Raw genomic sequence first — 17,340 nt, 5'->3', positions numbered from 1 at the left:
TTTATTTTATATATAAACGAAAAAAGCCAATCCAGAGGATTGGCTTTTTGGAATTTGTTATTTTATTGGTTACTGGATTGTATTTTTTGAAGTGTGTGCAACAATTGCATTAATGATTGTATTCCAATCATCAAAATGTATTTCGTGACCAGTTCCTTCAAGGGTAAGAAGAGTTGAATTCGGCAGCTCATTCATTAATGCTAAGCCGTGTTCATACGGAAGAATCGTATCGTCTGTACCGTGAATTACTAGTGTTGGAACTTGTATTTCTTTGATTTTGTCTTCATAAAAGTCATTCCCAGTAAGTGTTGCATGATTAAACATGCTTAGTAAACTATTCGCACGTTTACAATCTTGAGTTGTTTGCTTACGGGCGCGTTCTTCGTCAAATATATGATTTGAACCACAAAGTATTTTTGCTCCTTCTACTAAGTAGTCAATAACAGCTTCTTCATTTGACCAATCCAAAGTTGCTCCTTTAGCATGGTACTCAAATAAGCTCGGATCTATGCCGGGTAAATTACGGTCATTTTCATCTGCTCCAAAAAGACTGGAAGAAATGGTTGTCATACTTAAAATTCTTTCAGGGTTGTTATAGGATACGACCTGAGCAATCATACCTCCTAATGACATGCCAACTAGATGTGCTTGTTGAATATTATAAGCATTTAGGACACTGATAGCATCATTTGCCATATCGACCACAGTATAGTTAGTTGTGCCAGGAGCATACGTAGTAGAGCGTCCCACATCCCGGTTGTCAAATCGAATTACGTATCTACCTGCAGCAGCTAATTTTTGGCAGAATTCTTCGTCCCAATAGACCATTGAATTCATAGCTCCATTTATTAATAAGATAGTTGGGTTTATTGTTTCACCAAAACTTTCTGTACATATGTTAATGTCGTTAATTCTAATCATTTTTTCATTCATCATTTATTCCTCATCTCATTTGAATTTAGTGGACTTAGAAAAAGGCACACTCAAATATATCCAAATGTTTGTCAAACAATATAGGTAAATATAAATGAAATGTACCTTGAATTAACGTAAGCGCATAAATTGAATAATCATCGTATTCATTCTCCTTAAGTAAAACAAATTGGGTTAAACCCTTCGCCTATTGTAAACTATTCAGATAACATTTTCCATGGAAATATAAGTGATTTGTTGGGGAGTGTTCAATGTGATGCCGGGGGGATATGTTAATAGTTATTTTCCGTACATTAATGTAGTATGCGTTCTATTGCCTTTTGAGTGGAAAACTATTTAAATAAACATGTTAGAAAACGAAAAAAGCCAATCCAGAGGATTGGCTTTTTGTCATTAACGAGAGTAGAACTCTACGATTAATGCTTCGTTGATTTCAGCTGCTAACTCAGAACGCTCAGCGTGACGAGTGTAAGTAGCTTCTAACTTATCAGCATCGAAAGTTAAGTATTCTGGTACGAAGTTGTTAACTTCGATCGCTTCTTTAACAACAACAAGGCTGTTAGATTTTTCGCGAACGCTGATAGTTTGACCAGGTTTTACACGGTAAGATGGGATATCTACGCGAGATCCATCAACTGTGATGTGACCGTGGTTTACTAATTGGCGAGCTGCACGACGAGTGCGAGCTAAGCCCATACGGTAAACTAAGTTGTCAAGACGAGCTTCAAGAAGGATCATGAAGTTTTCGCCGTGCTTACCAGGCATTTTACCTGCTTGGTCAAATGTGCGACGGAATTGACGCTCAGTCATGCCGTACATGTGACGAAGTTTTTGTTTCTCTTGTAATTGTAAACCGTATTCTGAAAGTTTCTTACGTTGGTTAGGACCGTGAGGACCTGGTGCGTAAGGGCGTTTTTCTAATTCTTTTCCTGTGCCGCTTAGAGAGATTCCAAGACGACGAGACAGTTTCCAAGCTGGACCTGTATAACGAGCCATAGTTGACTCCTCCTTTAAAAATGTTTTTATTTACGTAAAATAAAAACAGACGTAATCGATATTTACGGGCATTTTGTTTTCATGTACCTTCGCTCCAGCAGCAGGGAGTTACGAGATACACCTCCGTAGAGGAACAAAATACAAACGATAAACTCACATTACAAGGCTGCCTTTTTATTTTACACAAACGCTATTATATCTTTTACCCAGAGTTTCGTCAAGCGACTCCCTTTTTGTTTTATGCATATAAATTTTGGAAATTAACAAGAAGGAATTTAAAACAATATAAAAGAAGAGATAGAAACACAAATAAAACGCTTACATAAAATGTAGTAAAAACGTTCATCAGTTTTTTGCTGGTGGATATGTGGCAATAAAAACATAAAGGGGATGTTTTTATGAAAAAGAAGCATATGGAGACAGCGTTAATTCATCACGGTTATACATCAGAGGAACATAAAGGAAGTTTAACACCACCTTTATTTCAAACGTCTACATTTACATTTGAAACTGCGCAGCAAGGAGAGGCGAGTTTCGCAGGAGTGGATCCATCGTATATTTACTCAAGACTTGGAAATCCAACTGTGAAATTATTTGAAGAACGTATGGCGGTGTTAGAAGGAGGAGAAGAAGCGCTTGCTTTCGGATCTGGCATGGCGGCTATTTCAGCAACCTTAATTGGCTTTCTAAAGGCTGGAGATCATATTATTTGTTCAAATGGATTATATGGGTGTACTTACGGTTTTTTAGAAGTGTTAGAAGAGAAGTTTATGATTACGCATTCGTTTTGTGATATGGAGACAGAGACTGATATTGAAAATAAAATTCGTCCAAATACAAAGCTCATTTTCGTTGAAACACCGATTAATCCAACGATGAAATTAATTGATTTAGAAAAGGTGATTGGGGTAGCGAAGCGCAATGACTTGCTTGTGATTGTCGATAATACATTTTGTTCACCTTATTTACAAAGACCTCTTGAACTCGGTTGTGACGCTGTTGTTCATAGTGCGACAAAATATATTGGTGGTCACGGTGATGTTGTAGCCGGTGTAACGATTTGTAAAACGAAAGCGCTAGCTGAAAAAATCCGTCCGATGCGAAAAGATATCGGTGGTATTATGGCGCCGTTTGATGCGTGGTTATTGTTACGCGGGTTAAAGACGTTAGCGGTAAGAATGGATCGTCATTGTGATAATGCAGAAAAAATTGTATCGTTCCTGAAAAATCATGACGCGGTAGAAGGTGTTTGGTACCCAGAAGGGGAATTAGCATCTCGCCAAATGAAACGGGGCGGCGGTGTTATTTCTTTTTCAATAAAAGGCGGAAAAGAAGAGACGCAAGCGTTTATCAATGACCTTTACTTTATTACGATTGCGGTAAGTTTAGGTGATACAGAAACATTAATTCAGCATCCAGCGACGATGACGCACGCTGCGATTCCAGCTGATTTAAGAAAAGAAATGGGCATTTATGATAATTTAATACGTCTATCTGTCGGTTTAGAATCATGGGAAGATATCGTTTCTGATTTAGAGCAAGCGTTAAAGAAAATATCTACTGTGAATCAATAAAAAAGAGTGAGTTATCGGTTTCGTACAAGACGTACTAAATCGACAACTCGCTCTTTTCTTTTTTTAAATATGTTTTAGGAGTGTTTCCACAAACTTTTCTAAATAGTGCTGATCTACTTCGTCAAAACGATTTTTTTCAGGACTATCAATATCAAGTACACCAATGACATTTCCTTCTTTCAGAATCGGTACAACGATTTCTGAATTAGAAGCACTATCGCAAGCGATATGTCCTGGGAACTGATGAACGTCCGCCACAAGCTGCGTTGTTTTCGTTTCAGCTGCAACGCCGCAAACGCCTCGTCCAAATGGAATACGTACGCAAGCAGGCATTCCTTGGAATGGTCCAAGAACAAGCTGATTTCCCTCTGTTACATAAAAGCCAACCCAATTAACGCGATCTAAAAATTGGTTTAATAGTGCGGACGCATTTGATAAGTTTGCGACTACGTTTGGTTCGCCAGTTAATAATGCATCCAGTTGTTTAATTACTGTCTCATATTGCTCTTCACGAGATCCTGCATAACTTTCTTTTGTAAACATGGAAACAACTCCCTTTTTAGCGAGATATGTAAAACGATAGCAAAATACGATGTATTTCACATGACTTTGTCGATAGAAAATTAAAGGAATTTGTCTTAAAAGTCAAGAAATTTAAACTATAGCTGTTCAGTGAGAGGAAGTGAGCGCATGAAACAGACGAAACAAAAAGTAATTGATGCGGCAATATCGTTGTTTAACACGAAAGGTTATGATGGAACGTCGGTGCGAGAAATTGCAAAGCGAGCGGATGTGAATGTAGCGAATATTTCATATTATTTTGCTGGAAAGCAAGGTTTATTAGAACAGCTTATTACTGACTTTTTAGAAGGATATATTCATGTAATTGAAACGTCATTTGAACAGAGAGAATATTTATCGGCCAAAGATGTGATGGCGCAAATGGTGCGCGGGATTTTACGATATCAATTTGATAATAGAGAACTGACACGTTTTTTTTATAGAGAGCTTTCGCTTGATACGACATTAATTCGTGAAGTGATGACCGTTTATTTTTCTAGAGAAAGATATTATATAGAGCAAATCATTAAACAGGGACAAATGAAACAAGAGTTTAAAAAGGTATCTTTTACAATGTTTATGACGCAATTAAAAGGCATGATAAATATGCCGTTTTTATATCCGCAATATATATCAGAAGTGTTGCATTCTTTTCCGTCCGAGACATTTTTCCTAGAAATGTACACGAAAGAAATTGAGCAATGGATGGAACAAACATTATATAAAGCGAATATGTACTATGAATTGCCAAGAGCTGTTCATATGTGAAAAATCCCCACCTAACGAACTGAGGTGGGGATTTTTATGTCTTGTTTTCTTTGCCATAAATTGTTGCATAATAGCGCAATAATTGTTAATGAGGCGCCGGCAATTTCAATTTTGTCGACTGTATAACCTCGAAAGATAGAACCGATAAGTGCAAGTACAGGAACTAAATTCATAAATAATATGCCGTTAATAGATGAAATATATCGATTCCCCGTGTTCCAGCAAAATACAGCGATAACGCCGGCGATAATCGACATATAAAAGAGTTCAAAACGAACGCTCATAATTGTAGATAATGATGGTACATTAACGACGTTTGTGTAAGTTAAGAAAGTGACAATAATGATGAGTGAAATTGAGCCGAATAAACAAGTTAACGTCGTATATCGAAGTGGTGACCAAGATTGAAAACGAGCACCGCCGTTCGTGTAAATTACCCAGCAAGTAACGCCGCATAACATAAATATATTTGTTGATAAGTGGCTTGCTGCTCCAAATAATAAATGAATATTTCCTTTTGAAATGACAAGCATAACACCGAGTAATGCAACGAACATACAAAGAAATGTGTAGTTTTGTGGGCGTTTGTTTTTTGTTATCCACTGCAATAATAAAGCGATGAGTGGCATAAGAGACTGAATCATCGCGGCATGGATGGCTCCAGAAGGCCCGGCAAGTTGTTGGCCATAAAAAATTAGAAAACCATATCCAGCGAAACCGACTGTTCCGTAAAAGAATAAAGAAAGTGTTCTTTTTTCTAAGCGGAGTGAAGTTTTTCCTTCAGTAATTAATAGCAAAATAAGAAAAATAATAGCTGCAGATCCGTATCGGATAGTTGTGAAGAAGAACGGATCGATAAATTGCAAGGCATTTGCCATTACAGGAAACATAAATCCCCAAGCAGTTACAGCAAGCAGGCATAGAAGAGAGCCGAGTAGTATTTGTTTTTTGTCCAAGAGTTCCATTCTCCTTTACATTTCGTTATAGTAAGTTGATGAAATAAGTATAGAGATTGATTCTTCTTAAAAGGAAATATCGATTTTTTATGACAGTTATAACTTTTTGTTAGAGGTGTGTATGATGGATTTGGAGGCAGTACGATCTTTTATTGAAGTAAAGCAAACGCGAAGTTTATCGAAGGCGAGTAAACTTTTACATATTTCACAACCAGCGCTTAGTAAACAAATTCAAAGATTAGAAGCGGATTTAGAGGTTACTTTACTCAAGCGTTCCGCGCAAGGAGTGGAGTTAACAGAGGCTGGAGAGTTATTTATAACAAGAATGTTACCGATTTTGGAACACATACATGAAGTGAAAGCCGAAATGAAGAAATTTCAAGAGAAGCGGAAAATTTCTATAGGCATATTGCCAAGTTTAGCAGCGCATTACATCTCAAAATGTAAAGATATATTAGGTGACGGATTCGAAGTAGAATGGAAAATTGAGCATACGAAAGTACTAATGGGACTCTTTAAAGAACGGAAGATTGAAGCGATGTTCGTCGATTCAGTAGTAGAAGACGTTACGTGTATAAAAGAAGTGCGAGAAGAAAAAATTGTTTGTGTAGTTTCAAATGATCATCTTTATAAAGAGAAAACAGTGATCCGAATGGAAGATTTGCAAAATGAAAAGTTAATCGTATATCCAGAAATCTGTGATGTAAGGAAAATGATTACGAATATGTTTCAAGGGATAGGTGCGAAACCAATCATTGCATTTGAAACGTCTTATGCAGAACCGATGCTTGCGATGGTAGGAGCTGGACTTGGTATAACGTTGCTTCCGGAAACCGCTGTACAGCAAGCGGTAATGCAAGGTAACGTGCGTGCGATTTCTGTAGAACCACCACTAATACGAAAAATTTATTTCGTATCTCATCTGAAAGAGTGCTCGTTCTTGCATTCATTTGAGGCTGGAGAATGAAATAAGCGGAATGTTAAGAAAGATTACAAGTGCATTTAAAGAAACATGAAATTTTAAAAAAAACTAGGTCAAAAACACGTCATAACATGGTATGATTAGTACATTGTTAGTTGTTAAATATAGGGGATTCCCTTTTTATACATAATGCCTTCCATTTCATAAACGGAACGGACAAAAAAAGAGATATAACTAGGAGGCTTTTTTGCATGGATTCTATCCTGACGATCGTTATCATTGTAGTAAGCTCTATTCTAGTGCTGCTCATGATAGAGCTTGTGATAAGAAATCGTTCATATAAAGATATTGAAGCACTGGAGCAGTGGAAACAAGAGATAAAAGATAAGCCTGTGGCAGATGAACTAAAACGGGTGAAAGACTTAAATATGACAGGTCAAACAGAAGAACTGTTTGGTAAATGGCGTGAAGAATGGGATGAAATTGTATCAACAACCCTTCCGAAAGCTGACAAAGATTTAGCGCAAGCGCGAAAATTCGCCTCGCAATTCTCCTTCCGAAAAGCAAAGCATGCGATGAATGAATCCATAAGTGGTTTAGATGACGCTGATAATCGTATTACAGACATTTTAAATGAATTACAGCAATTGTTAGAAAGCCATGAAAAAAATAGCTCGGAAATTGAAGGGTTACGTGATACATATCGTAGTATGAAAAAGAGCGTTCTTGCTCATCGACACATGTATGGAGCAGCTGAGCAAAAAATCGAAGAGATGTTAGACGTTGAATCCGAGAAGTTCAAAACTTTTGAAGAGGCAACAGATAATGGTGATTATTTAAAAGCGAGAGAAATTGTTATTAGTTTAGAAGAAGGTTTAGCAAGTTTAGAAATCATCATTCATCAAATTCCAGATTTATTAGTAGAGTGTCAAGCGACATTACCAGTTCAGCTGGAAGACTTATTACAAGGTCATGATGATATGATAAGACAAGGCTATGTATTAGAGTATTTGGAAATTCCTAAAGAAGTCCGCGATATGACGACACAACTACACACATGTTTAATGGATATACAGGAGCTTTATATAACGGAAGCAGCAGAAAAAGTAGAGAACTTAAAAACTCGTTTAGACAGTTTTTATGATCAACTTGAACAAGAAGTGCATGCGAAACATTATGTGGAGCAAAAAACACTTTCTGTTTATGAAGATTTAGAAGAAATTCGCACTGAAACAATTGAAACGAAAGCAGAAACACAACTTGTAAAACAAAGTTATCAATTACAAGACAAAGATATTGAGTCACAAAAAGTAATTGAAAAGCAAATGCATATTTTAATGAAACGTTTTGAAGTGTTGCAAATACGCGTTGCTGAACAAGATATCGCATTCTCTATTATTCGTGAGGAACTAGAAGAGATTTATGAGCAATGTGAAACGTTAAAAGTACTTCATGCAGAATATAAAGAAATGTTGCAAACGATGCGTAAAGAAGAATTCGAAGCGCGTGAGAAGTTACAAGAAATGCGAAATACTATTTTCGAAACGAAACGCTTTATGCAAAAGTCGAATTTGCCAGGTCTTCCAGAGAGTATTATGGAAGATTTACAAAGAGGACAAATGGCAATGCAAGCTGTATATGATCAATTAGAAGTAAAGCCGTTAAATATGAATGCTGTAAATAGCAGTTTAGAAGAGGCGTACACAACTGTTAATGGTGTATCTGAAATGACGGAAGAGTTAATTGGACAAGCATATTTAGTTGAAAAATTAATTCAATACGGTAATCGTTACCGCAGTCATGATGAGAATCTTGCAGAAAGCTTAGATTATGCGGAGAAATTATTCCGTGAATATCAATACGATGCAGCTTTAGAACAAGCGGCTTCTGTACTAGAGCAACTTGAACCTGGCGTTGTTCAAAAAATAGCTGAATATGTAGACAATGAACAAACCCTTTAATAAAGGGTTTGTTTTTTTGTGTAATTTTGGAGGCGATGTTGCTATAATGAATAGCGGAATACAGTAAGGTTATTCGTTTTAAAATATAACGGAACCTTTGAGTAGTTTTAGCGTAATTACACGTATTTATGATATGATTATACGATGTGACAGCGCTGAAAGGGGAAGAACGATGATCTATTTTGATAATAGTGCGACGACAAAGCCATATCCAGAAGCTCTTCAATCGTACGTAACGGTTGCAGGGAAATATTTTGGAAATCCTTCTTCTATTCATTCGCTTGGAGGAGAGGCAGAGCGTCTATTAACACAATCGAGAACGATTGCAGCACAGCTCCTTCACGTTAAACCTTCTGAAATTATTTTCACATCGGGTGGAACGGAAGGGAATAACCTTGCGATTAAAGGAATAGCGATGAGGAATCGTTCGCGCGGTAAACATATCATTACAACAAATATTGAACACGCGTCTGTGTTTGAGGCATATAAACAATTAGAAGATCTCGGTTTTGATGTAACATATTTACCGGTTAACGAGCACGGTGTTGTATCGGTAGAGGATGTAAAACGAGCGCTTCGTGAAGATACGATTCTTGTGTCAATTATTCACGTGAACAACGAGACTGGAGCGATTCAGCCTGTTGCTGAAATTGGAACAATGTTATCGAACTATCCGAAAATAAGATTCCACGTGGACCATGTGCAAGGGATAGGAAAAGTACCGCTTGATTTATACGCTTCTCATATTGACCTTTGTTCAATATCTGGGCATAAATTTCATAGCGTAAAGGGGACAGGTCTTCTTTACGTACGTGATGGTGTAAGGTTAGATCCAATCTTATCAGGTGGTCAACAAGAGCTTAAGTATCGTTCAGGAACAGAAAACTTACCTGGTATTGTAGCGATGGTAAAAGCACTTCGTATGACGATGGAGCAAGTGAAAGAAAAGGTAGTTCATTTGCAAAATTTACAAGCAGAGCTTGTCCGTGTCTTTAAAGAGATGGAAGATGTAACGATTAATACGTCACTTGAATATGCGGCACCGCACATTTTAAATGTATCATTTGTTGGTTTAAAACCAGAAGTGGTCGTTCATGCTTTAGAAGAGCATGGTGTATATGTATCAACGAAGTCTGCTTGTTCTTCAAAAGCAAATGAAGTGAGCCGAGTACTAGTGTCAATGGGAATACCGCATGCCGCAGCTGCAAGCGCAATCCGCATTAGTCTAGCACCGGAAAACACGATGGAAGAAGTAAACCAATTTGAAGGTATTGTTAAAGCGACAATGCCAAAATTATATGAAGTGATGAGGTAAAGAAATATGATGACATATGAATATATTTTAGTTCGTTATGGAGAGATGACGACAAAAGGTAAGAACCGTTCTAAATTTGTAAGCACATTAAAAGATAACGTGAAGTTCAAATTAAAAAAATTCCCAAACATTAAAATTGATGCAACACATGATCGTATGTACATTCAGTTAAATGGTGAAGACCATGAAGCAATTTCTGAAAGATTGAAAGATGTATTTGGTATTCATAAGTTTAACTTAGCAATGAAAGTACCATCAGAATTAGAAGATATTAAAAAAGGTGCATTAGCAGCTTTCTTACAAGTAAAAGGTGATGTGAAAACATTTAAAATTACAGTGCACCGTTCTGATAAGCGCTTCCCAATGAAGACGATGGAGTTACTTCCAGAAATCGGTGGGCACATTTTAGAAAATACAGAGGATATCACAGTAGATGTTCATAATCCAGGTGTGAATGTACGTATAGAAATTCGCAGTGGTTACAGCTATATTATGTGTGGTGAGCACATGGGAGCTGGCGGTTTACCAGTTGGCGTTGGCGGAAAAGTAATGGTACTTCTTTCTGGTGGTATCGATAGCCCGGTAGCAACTTACTTAACGATGAAACGCGGCGTATCTGTGGAAGCAGTTCACTTCCATAGTCCACCTTTCACAAGCGAGCGCGCGAAACAAAAAGTAATCGATTTAGCACAAGAGTTAACGAAATACTGTAAACGTGTAACACTTCACCTTGTTCCATTTACTGAAGTGCAAAAAACGATTAATAAAGAAATTCCATCTAGCTATTCTATGACGGTTATGCGTCGTATGATGATGCGTATTACAGAGCGTATTGCAGAGGAGCGTAATGCACTTGCAATTACGACTGGTGAAAGTCTTGGACAAGTAGCGAGCCAAACGTTAGATAGTATGCATACGATTAACGAAGTGACAAATTATCCTGTTATTCGTCCGCTTATTACGATGGATAAATTAGAAATTATTAAAATTGCAAATGAAATTGGAACGTATGATATTTCAATTCGTCCATATGAAGATTGCTGTACAGTATTTACACCAGCAAGTCCATCGACGAAACCGAAGCGTGAGAAAGCAAATCGTTTTGAAGCGAAGTACGATTTCGCACCGTTAATCGAAGAGGCTGTAGCGAACAAAGAAACAATGGTATTACAAACAGTAGAAGTAGTGGCCGAAGAAGAAAAATTCGAAGAACTTTTCTAAACCCATAAATTACCACATTCAAATGTGCATGAAGTCATGTTGTTTATCACACTCTATACTCACAAGGAGGTGATACAACATGGTAAGCACAAATAAATTAGCAGTGTCTGGTGCTCAAGCAGCATTAGATCAAATGAAATACGAAATCGCTCAAGAGTTTGGTGTTCAACTTGGAGCTGATGCAACATCTCGCGCTAACGGTTCTGTTGGTGGCGAAATCACTAAACGTCTAGTTTCACTAGCTGAGCAACAATTAGGCGGTTACCAAAAATAATCCCATATATGATGGCTTAGAAAGAGCGGGTTCTCCCGCTCTTTCTTTTTTGTCATGGTTTATCGATAAATCGATATAAGTTTATTCAACGGTTCGACATGGATATAAAAAAATTGTCAAAAGAAGAGGGTTCAAAATTTACTGAAAATTCTTTATTATATAAGGGAGGCATAGAAATAAAGGAGGATGTTTATGAAGAGAGAGGAATTGTTGGCGCCGCAGTCTTATAATTTAGTTTCGGAAATAGAGAAATATACGAATGATAAAGAGAAGCTTGCTTTAATTTGGCAAGATGATAAAGGAAATAGACGAGAGGTTACATATTTTGAATTAATGCAAGGCGCGAATAAAATTGGAAACGCTTTTATAAAAAGTGGCTTACAAAAAGGGGACAAGCTCCTTATTATGATGCCGCGCTTAATTGAAGCTTACATGACGTACATTGCTGCGATTAAAGCAGGATTTGTCGTTATTCCAAGCTCAGAAATGTTACGTAAAAAAGATATTGAGTACCGTATTGGGCACGGAGAAGTGAAAGCAATCGTAAGTTACGAACCGTATATTGGACAATTCGACGGCGTAGAAGCGGTGGAATCTCTTCAGAAATTCGTCTTGAGCGAGCGTTCAGTAGATGGTTGGAAAAATTTAAAAACAGCATTAGAAACAGAAAGTGACATGTTAGAAATGGCGAAGACAGATAAAGAAGATATGGTCTTTTTATCTTATACGTCAGGGACGACAGGAAATCCAAAAGGAGTTGTTCATACGCATGCATGGGCATACGCTCATTTACGTACAAGCGCCCCGAACTGGCTCGGAATCGAAGAAGATGATGTTGTATGGGCGACGGCTAGTCCAGGTTGGCAAAAGTGGATTTGGAGCCCGTTTGTAGCGACTCTCGGTTCAGGTGCAACAGGATTTGTATATAATGGTAAGTTTGAACCAAAAACGTATTTAAGTTTATTAGGCGATAACAAGGTGAATGTGCTTTGTTGTACGCCGACTGAGTATAGATTAATGGCAAAGGTAGAGAACTTAAGTGAGTACAATTTAGAAGCGTTACATAGCGCTGTATCAGCTGGTGAGCCGTTAAACAGGGAAGTTATTGAAACGTTCCAAAGGCATTTTGATATTACGGTAAGAGACGGTTATGGGCAAACGGAAAACACATTACTCGTTGGGATAATGAAAGGGATGGACATTAGACCAGGATCAATGGGAAAACCGACGCCAGGCAACCATGTTGATATCGTAAATGAGGAAGGTATTCCGGTGCAGGTAGGAGAAGTTGGTGATATTGCAGTTCACATTGAAACACCAGCACTCTTTAAACAATATTATAAAGACAATGAGCGTACAGCGATGCAATTCCGCGGTGATTATTATATTACCGGTGATAAAGCGAAAAAGGATGAAGACGGCTATTTCTGGTTTGAAGGGCGCGGTGATGATATTATTATTAGCTCTGGTTATACAATCGGACCGTTTGAAGTAGAAGATGCACTTGTAAAACATCCTTACGTAAGAGAGTGTGCGGTTGTCGCAAGCCCTGATGAAATTCGTGGAAGTGTCGTGAAGGCATTTATCGTATTAAGAGAGAATATAGAGAAGAACGAAGAAACATTAATTCCAGTGCTCCAACAACACGTCAAAGAACTGACTGCACCATATAAATACCCTCGTAAAATTGAATTTGTAGATGAATTACCAAAAACGATTTCTGGAAAAATTCGCCGTATTGAACTTAGAAAACAAGAGATGGAGCTTCCTTCAAAATAATTTTGAAAATGAAGAAGTAAATAGTTGAATGAAATGTAAAACGTATGATAATATAAAAACGAACACAAGTTCGATTTTATAAATTAAAAAAAGAGGTGTCCGTATGATTTTAGGTATTAATCCGTACTTAGTTTTAGATGGTAGTGGGCAAGAAGCTGTACAGTTTTATAAAGAGGCGTTAGATGCAAAAGTAGAAGTAATGCAAACTTTTGGTGACATGCCTGAAAATCCAGAATACCCGATTCCAGCTGAAGCGAAAGAGCGCGTTGCACATGCTACTTTAAAAGTTGGTAATACGAAACTTATGATTTCTGATACATTCCCAGGTCAAGGGCATGCGATTGGATCTCAAGTAACAATCGCAATTCAAATTAGTAACGCGGAAAAAGCGAAAGAAGTATTCGATAAGTTACAAGAAGGTGGCGAAGTTATTATGCCACTTCAAGAAACTTTCTGGAGCCCAGCATACGGACAAGTAAAAGATAAATTTAATATTGAATGGCAAGTTACAACGAACCCTACTGAACAAAATTAATTTTTGGAAAAGCACCATTTTTAATCAAAATGGTGCTTTTTTATACGCTCTAATTTCGTAGACTAAAGGAAAAAGGGGATGAGTATATGGGAGAAATTTGGTATGGCGGCACCATTTACACTATGCGAGAAGAGAATGAAAAAGTAGAAGCTATTTACGTTGAAAATGGCGTCATTGTTGATATGGGGAATAAAGAAGAGTTAGAAAAACGATATTCAGAAGTGAAGTTATATGACTTAAAAGGGAAAACGATGATCCCAGGGCTGGTTGATAGCCATATGCACCTTATTGGCCATGGGGAGAGGTTACTTCGTCTAGATTTATCAAATTGCACATCTTATAGCGAGATGCTTACTCTCGTTCAGAAGCGAGTAGAAGAAGCGCCAAAAGGCTCTTGGGTTATTGGGGAAGGATGGAATGAAAATAATTTTACAGATACAAAACAAGTTCATGTACGTGATTTAGATGAAATCTCTAAAGAGCATCCGATTTTATTAAAGCGCGTTTGTCGTCACGTGACATGGGTGAATTCATACATATTGGAACAAGCGAAAATAACAGAAGCGGCGCAAGACCCGAAAGGCGGGAAAATTGGCCGGGACTCATTAAATAAATTAACAGGGCTTTTATATGAACAAGGACAAGAGTTAATTAAACATGTGCAGCCAGAAATTGATGAAGCTTATTTACAAAGAGCTTTGCAAACTGCGATAAAAGATTGCTGGCAATACGGACTCGTTGGTGGGCATACGGAAGATTTAAATTATTACGGTGGTTTTAGAAAAACGCACAATGCGTTTTCGCACGTTATAAAAGAAATGCCATTTAAAGCACATTTGCTCGTTCATCATGAAGTAGCGAATGAGCGAAAAGAATATGAAAATGAGCACTACATTGAATTTGGAGCGATGAAGATTTTTTCTGATGGATCTTTTGGCGGAAGAACAGCTTTATTAAGTGAACCGTATGAAGATGCGCAGGAAACGAATGGAGTTGCGATTTTTTCACGTGCAGAGCTTGCAGAATTAGTGAAGAAAGCTCGTGATTTACATATGCCAGTTGCGATTCATACAATCGGTGATTTATCACTAGAATATGTCATTGATGCGCTTGAATTACATCCACCAGCAGAAGGATTACGTGACCGCATTATTCATTGTCAGCTTGCTCGTGAAGAGTTGATTGAGAGAATGAAAAACTTGCAAGCCATTATTGATATACAGCCAGTCTTTGTTTCATCGGATTTCCCGTCAGTCATTGAAAAAATAGGCGAGCATCGTCTTCGTTATGCGTACGCTTGGAAGACGTTACTGGAAGCAGGATTACACTGCAACGGTGGATCTGATGCGCCGATTGAACAAGTGAATCCGTTTTTAGGTATATATAGTGCTGTTACACGTAGAAGTTTTATTGACGGTGTATGCTATATGCCAGAGGAAAGATTAACGGTATATGAAGCTGTCTCTTTATTTACAACAGGAAGTGCGTATGCAATTGGAAAAGAAGGAAAGCGAGGACAAATTACAAAAGGATATGAAGCAGACTTTACGATATTAGACCGCAATGTTTTTGAAATTGAGGCGGAAGAAATAAAAGAAATACAGGCCGAAATGACCATCATTGATGGGAAGATTGTTTATAGAAAAGACGTCTAAAAGTTTGAGGGAGCGGCTCCGAAAATACATGTTGGTGATGCTTCCTCTTTTTAGATAGGTTGATGATGTAGTCACTTTTTGTCGGTAAATCGATATTTTGGATGGAATCGTTCATATAATTTCATATACTGTTGTCCTGGTCCGAAAAAATCGTGAAACATCGTTAAGTCTCAGTTGAGAAATAAATAACCGCAGAATTATGGAATCCCATAATTCTGCGGTTATTTTAATACTATAAAAATGTTCTCTGTACTTTTTCCCAGAAAGAGTTGTTTTTTAATTTAACAGTTTTAATTTGTTTATCGCTTAAACGAACAACGGCTTTCTCCACTTGCTTAATGCTAAGTGCTTCGTTATCCATTCCGATAACAGGGTAATCATTGCCATCTGGTTTAAGTGTTAAAGTTAACGTACGCTCGTGATTTAAAAGAAACGGTGATCCGAGTGTACGGTATGTGTTGTTATTTAAAGATGCTAGTTCGCTTACTTGGAAACATGGGATAAGTGGATCGACAACTGCACCATGTAATGATTTATTGTAAGCGGTACTTCCTGTTGGTGTGGAGATAACTAATCCATCACCTCTAAATGTTTCAAAATGTAAATTGTCGACGTGTACATCTACGACAAATGTTTTAATGATGCTAGAGCGTAATGAGAACTCATTTAAACAATGGAATGATGTACCGTGATCTACATCAACTTTAATTGTTGGATACCTTCGCACTTCAATTTCGTTTTTTGTAATTTCTTGAAGGGCTGTATCAACGTGATCGATGTGGAAATCGCAGTAGAAAGAAATTTCATCTTTCGTAGAAATACCTGCGTATAAGCAATCTTCCCTAAAACCAGTTTTACGAACGGCTTGTAAGAAAGTTCCATCATCTCCAACGCTGACGATAGCGTTTGCATTTTTTGGATGATCTAATATGGTAAATCCATTCTCCTCTAAAATACGATATATTGGTTTCATTTTTTCAACGAGCGTTACTTTGTCATCACCATAAAAGAAAAATAAATTGCGACGATTTGCCATTATGTATCCCTCCACTGCAGTTAAATTTTCTAGTCTTAGTGCTGCATACCATCAGAGTGTGTTCTGAATGATATGCTCAAATAGTATATTTCGATATAAAATGTCAAAATCCCTTTTTATTTTTAGAAAAATTTTTATATTCAATTTTATCAAAGGTTGTTTAATGATGAATAAACTTGTCGATAATGGGTATGGAGTGAAAGGATGGTACGAATGAAATGGCTCGTAATTGGAATGATAATTCTTCTACTTTTTATTTTGCTTATACTATTATCGAAAATATCGATTAAGGTGACGTTTTTATATTCAGAAATGGAAAAGCAATGTTTATTTCAAGTGAAAATATGGATGATTCGATATACGTTTGATGTGTTGGAAAGAATTGAAAAACAACAGAAAAAGACGGGGCAGAAAATCGAAAAAGCTGAGAAAGATGGCGGAATAGACAATAAAATTATGGCACAACTTGATAGCATTGGAGAACTGATAAAAAAGCTTCAAGAAGTTCATACTATTGTTAAAGATTTTCTCAAACGTGTGAAAATCAATGGTTGGAGATGGCACACGCAAATTGGTGCAGGTGATGCAGCTAGTACCGGAATTGTCACTGGATATGCATGGGGGACGAAAGGAATGGCTGCTGGAGTTGTAGGACAATATATGCATATTGTCGACGTACCAGAATTTGAAATTACACCTGTTTTTCAAGGGAAGGGATTTGCATCAAGATGTGAATTAACAGCTTCCTTTCATATATTTCGTACTGTGAAAACAGCGGTAAAACTACTCATGTTTATGAGAAAACAAAAGTCTGGTATGACAGATAAATCTGTTCAAGCATAGGGGGGATATAG

16 protein-coding genes are annotated in these 17,340 nt (G+C 37.3%); 11 read left to right on the top strand and 5 right to left on the bottom strand.

From position 1 onward, the window contains the following. Positions 1 to 69 precede the first annotated feature (69 nt). Complete coding sequence (locus MRBLBA3_RS09735; protein WP_363381063.1) at positions 70 to 933, bottom strand: alpha/beta fold hydrolase; 864 nt, start codon at positions 931 to 933, stop codon at positions 70 to 72. A 393-nt stretch (positions 934 to 1,326) separates the two neighbouring features. Then, complete coding sequence (gene rpsD / locus MRBLBA3_RS09730) at positions 1,327 to 1,929, bottom strand: 30S ribosomal protein S4 (protein WP_000135322.1); 603 nt, start codon at positions 1,927 to 1,929, stop codon at positions 1,327 to 1,329. Between the two features lie 398 nt (positions 1,930 to 2,327). Here rpsD and megL point away from each other — a divergent pair, with 398 nt between their 5' ends. Then, positions 2,328 to 3,503, top strand: coding sequence for a methionine gamma-lyase (gene megL / locus MRBLBA3_RS09725; protein WP_000726600.1), 1,176 nt, complete (start codon positions 2,328 to 2,330; stop codon positions 3,501 to 3,503). Between the two features lie 63 nt (positions 3,504 to 3,566). Here megL and MRBLBA3_RS09720 read toward each other — a convergent pair whose 3' ends face one another. Next, positions 3,567 to 4,046, bottom strand: a complete 480-nt coding sequence (locus tag MRBLBA3_RS09720; protein ID WP_000494318.1) for a GAF domain-containing protein — start codon at positions 4,044 to 4,046, stop codon at positions 3,567 to 3,569. A gap of 147 nt (positions 4,047 to 4,193) precedes the next feature. Between MRBLBA3_RS09720 and refZ the strand changes: the two genes are divergently transcribed. Continuing rightward, positions 4,194 to 4,832 carry a forespore capture DNA-binding protein RefZ gene (refZ, locus tag MRBLBA3_RS09715; protein WP_000814943.1) on the top strand — a complete coding sequence of 213 codons (639 nt, stop codon included), beginning with the start codon at positions 4,194 to 4,196 and terminating at the stop codon, positions 4,830 to 4,832. 11 nt (positions 4,833 to 4,843) lie between these two features. Here the strand turns inward: refZ and MRBLBA3_RS09710 are convergent, their stop codons facing one another. After that, entirely contained in the window at positions 4,844 to 5,788 is a 945-nt protein-coding gene (locus tag MRBLBA3_RS09710) for a DMT family transporter (RefSeq protein WP_363381009.1), read from the bottom strand. Positions 5,789 to 5,912: 124 nt separating this feature from the next. On the opposite strand from MRBLBA3_RS09710, the gene MRBLBA3_RS09705 reads away from it, so the two are divergent. From MRBLBA3_RS09705 to MRBLBA3_RS09670, 8 genes are all read left to right on the top strand, one after another. Continuing rightward, entirely contained in the window at positions 5,913 to 6,755 is an 843-nt protein-coding gene (locus MRBLBA3_RS09705; RefSeq protein ID WP_212091629.1) for a LysR family transcriptional regulator, read from the top strand. Positions 6,756 to 6,961: 206 nt separating this feature from the next. After that, entirely contained in the window at positions 6,962 to 8,671 is a 1,710-nt protein-coding gene (gene ezrA, locus MRBLBA3_RS09700) for a septation ring formation regulator EzrA (RefSeq protein ID WP_000377311.1), read from the top strand. 172 nt (positions 8,672 to 8,843) lie between these two features. Then, entirely contained in the window at positions 8,844 to 9,986 is a 1,143-nt protein-coding gene (locus MRBLBA3_RS09695; protein WP_000638969.1) for a cysteine desulfurase family protein, read from the top strand. Between the two features lie 6 nt (positions 9,987 to 9,992). After that, complete coding sequence (gene thiI, locus MRBLBA3_RS09690; protein ID WP_363381007.1) at positions 9,993 to 11,207, top strand: tRNA uracil 4-sulfurtransferase ThiI; 1,215 nt, start codon at positions 9,993 to 9,995, stop codon at positions 11,205 to 11,207. Between the two features lie 79 nt (positions 11,208 to 11,286). Then, positions 11,287 to 11,481, top strand: coding sequence for an alpha/beta-type small acid-soluble spore protein (locus MRBLBA3_RS09685; RefSeq protein ID WP_363381005.1), 195 nt, complete (start codon positions 11,287 to 11,289; stop codon positions 11,479 to 11,481). A gap of 192 nt (positions 11,482 to 11,673) precedes the next feature. Continuing rightward, positions 11,674 to 13,260: an acyl-CoA synthetase MbcS gene (gene mbcS, locus MRBLBA3_RS09680; protein WP_363381003.1), complete on the top strand. Its 1,587-nt coding sequence runs from the start codon at positions 11,674 to 11,676 to the stop codon at positions 13,258 to 13,260. Positions 13,261 to 13,363: 103 nt separating this feature from the next. Then, on the top strand, positions 13,364 to 13,795 hold the full coding sequence (locus MRBLBA3_RS09675; protein WP_000600347.1) for a VOC family protein: 432 nt from the start codon (positions 13,364 to 13,366) through the stop codon (positions 13,793 to 13,795). Positions 13,796 to 13,881: 86 nt separating this feature from the next. Continuing rightward, positions 13,882 to 15,450, top strand: coding sequence for an amidohydrolase (locus tag MRBLBA3_RS09670; protein WP_363381001.1), 1,569 nt, complete (start codon positions 13,882 to 13,884; stop codon positions 15,448 to 15,450). 232 nt (positions 15,451 to 15,682) lie between these two features. Here MRBLBA3_RS09670 and MRBLBA3_RS09665 read toward each other — a convergent pair whose 3' ends face one another. Continuing rightward, the gene (locus tag MRBLBA3_RS09665) at positions 15,683 to 16,486 is read right to left on the bottom strand and encodes an NAD kinase (protein ID WP_000013620.1); all 804 of its coding nucleotides are present in this window, start codon (positions 16,484 to 16,486) and stop codon (positions 15,683 to 15,685) included. A 204-nt stretch (positions 16,487 to 16,690) separates the two neighbouring features. On the opposite strand from MRBLBA3_RS09665, the gene MRBLBA3_RS09660 reads away from it, so the two are divergent. After that, positions 16,691 to 17,329, top strand: coding sequence for a DUF2953 domain-containing protein (locus tag MRBLBA3_RS09660; protein ID WP_044737576.1), 639 nt, complete (start codon positions 16,691 to 16,693; stop codon positions 17,327 to 17,329). Positions 17,330 to 17,340: the final 11 nt, after the last annotated feature.

Source organism: Bacillus sp. LBA3-1-1.1, from assembly GCF_040676495.1.
GTDB classification, from domain to species: domain Bacteria; phylum Bacillota; class Bacilli; order Bacillales; family Bacillaceae_G; genus Bacillus_A; species Bacillus_A nitratireducens.
Note: the sequence above shows the minus strand (reverse complement) of the source record. Positions and strands in the feature narration are given on the sequence as shown.

Bases quoted from the DNA above. Each gene is read 5' to 3' on its own strand.
- MRBLBA3_RS09735 (WP_363381063.1), bottom strand. From the start codon at position 933: ATGAATGAAAAAATGATTAGAATTAACGACATTAACATATGTACAGAA.
- rpsD (WP_000135322.1), bottom strand. From the start codon at position 1,929: ATGGCTCGTTATACAGGTCCAGCTTGGAAACTGTCTCGTCGTCTTGGA.
- megL (WP_000726600.1), top strand. From the start codon at position 2,328: ATGAAAAAGAAGCATATGGAGACAGCGTTAATTCATCACGGTTATACA.
- MRBLBA3_RS09720 (WP_000494318.1), bottom strand. From the start codon at position 4,046: ATGTTTACAAAAGAAAGTTATGCAGGATCTCGTGAAGAGCAATATGAG.
- refZ (WP_000814943.1), top strand. From the start codon at position 4,194: ATGAAACAGACGAAACAAAAAGTAATTGATGCGGCAATATCGTTGTTT.
- MRBLBA3_RS09705 (WP_212091629.1), top strand. From the start codon at position 5,913: ATGGATTTGGAGGCAGTACGATCTTTTATTGAAGTAAAGCAAACGCGA.
- ezrA (WP_000377311.1), top strand. From the start codon at position 6,962: ATGGATTCTATCCTGACGATCGTTATCATTGTAGTAAGCTCTATTCTA.
- MRBLBA3_RS09695 (WP_000638969.1), top strand. From the start codon at position 8,844: ATGATCTATTTTGATAATAGTGCGACGACAAAGCCATATCCAGAAGCT.
- thiI (WP_363381007.1), top strand. From the start codon at position 9,993: ATGATGACATATGAATATATTTTAGTTCGTTATGGAGAGATGACGACA.
- MRBLBA3_RS09685 (WP_363381005.1), top strand. From the start codon at position 11,287: ATGGTAAGCACAAATAAATTAGCAGTGTCTGGTGCTCAAGCAGCATTA.
- mbcS (WP_363381003.1), top strand. From the start codon at position 11,674: ATGAAGAGAGAGGAATTGTTGGCGCCGCAGTCTTATAATTTAGTTTCG.
- MRBLBA3_RS09675 (WP_000600347.1), top strand. From the start codon at position 13,364: ATGATTTTAGGTATTAATCCGTACTTAGTTTTAGATGGTAGTGGGCAA.
- MRBLBA3_RS09670 (WP_363381001.1), top strand. From the start codon at position 13,882: ATGGGAGAAATTTGGTATGGCGGCACCATTTACACTATGCGAGAAGAG.
- MRBLBA3_RS09665 (WP_000013620.1), bottom strand. From the start codon at position 16,486: ATGGCAAATCGTCGCAATTTATTTTTCTTTTATGGTGATGACAAAGTA.
- MRBLBA3_RS09660 (WP_044737576.1), top strand. From the start codon at position 16,691: ATGGTACGAATGAAATGGCTCGTAATTGGAATGATAATTCTTCTACTT.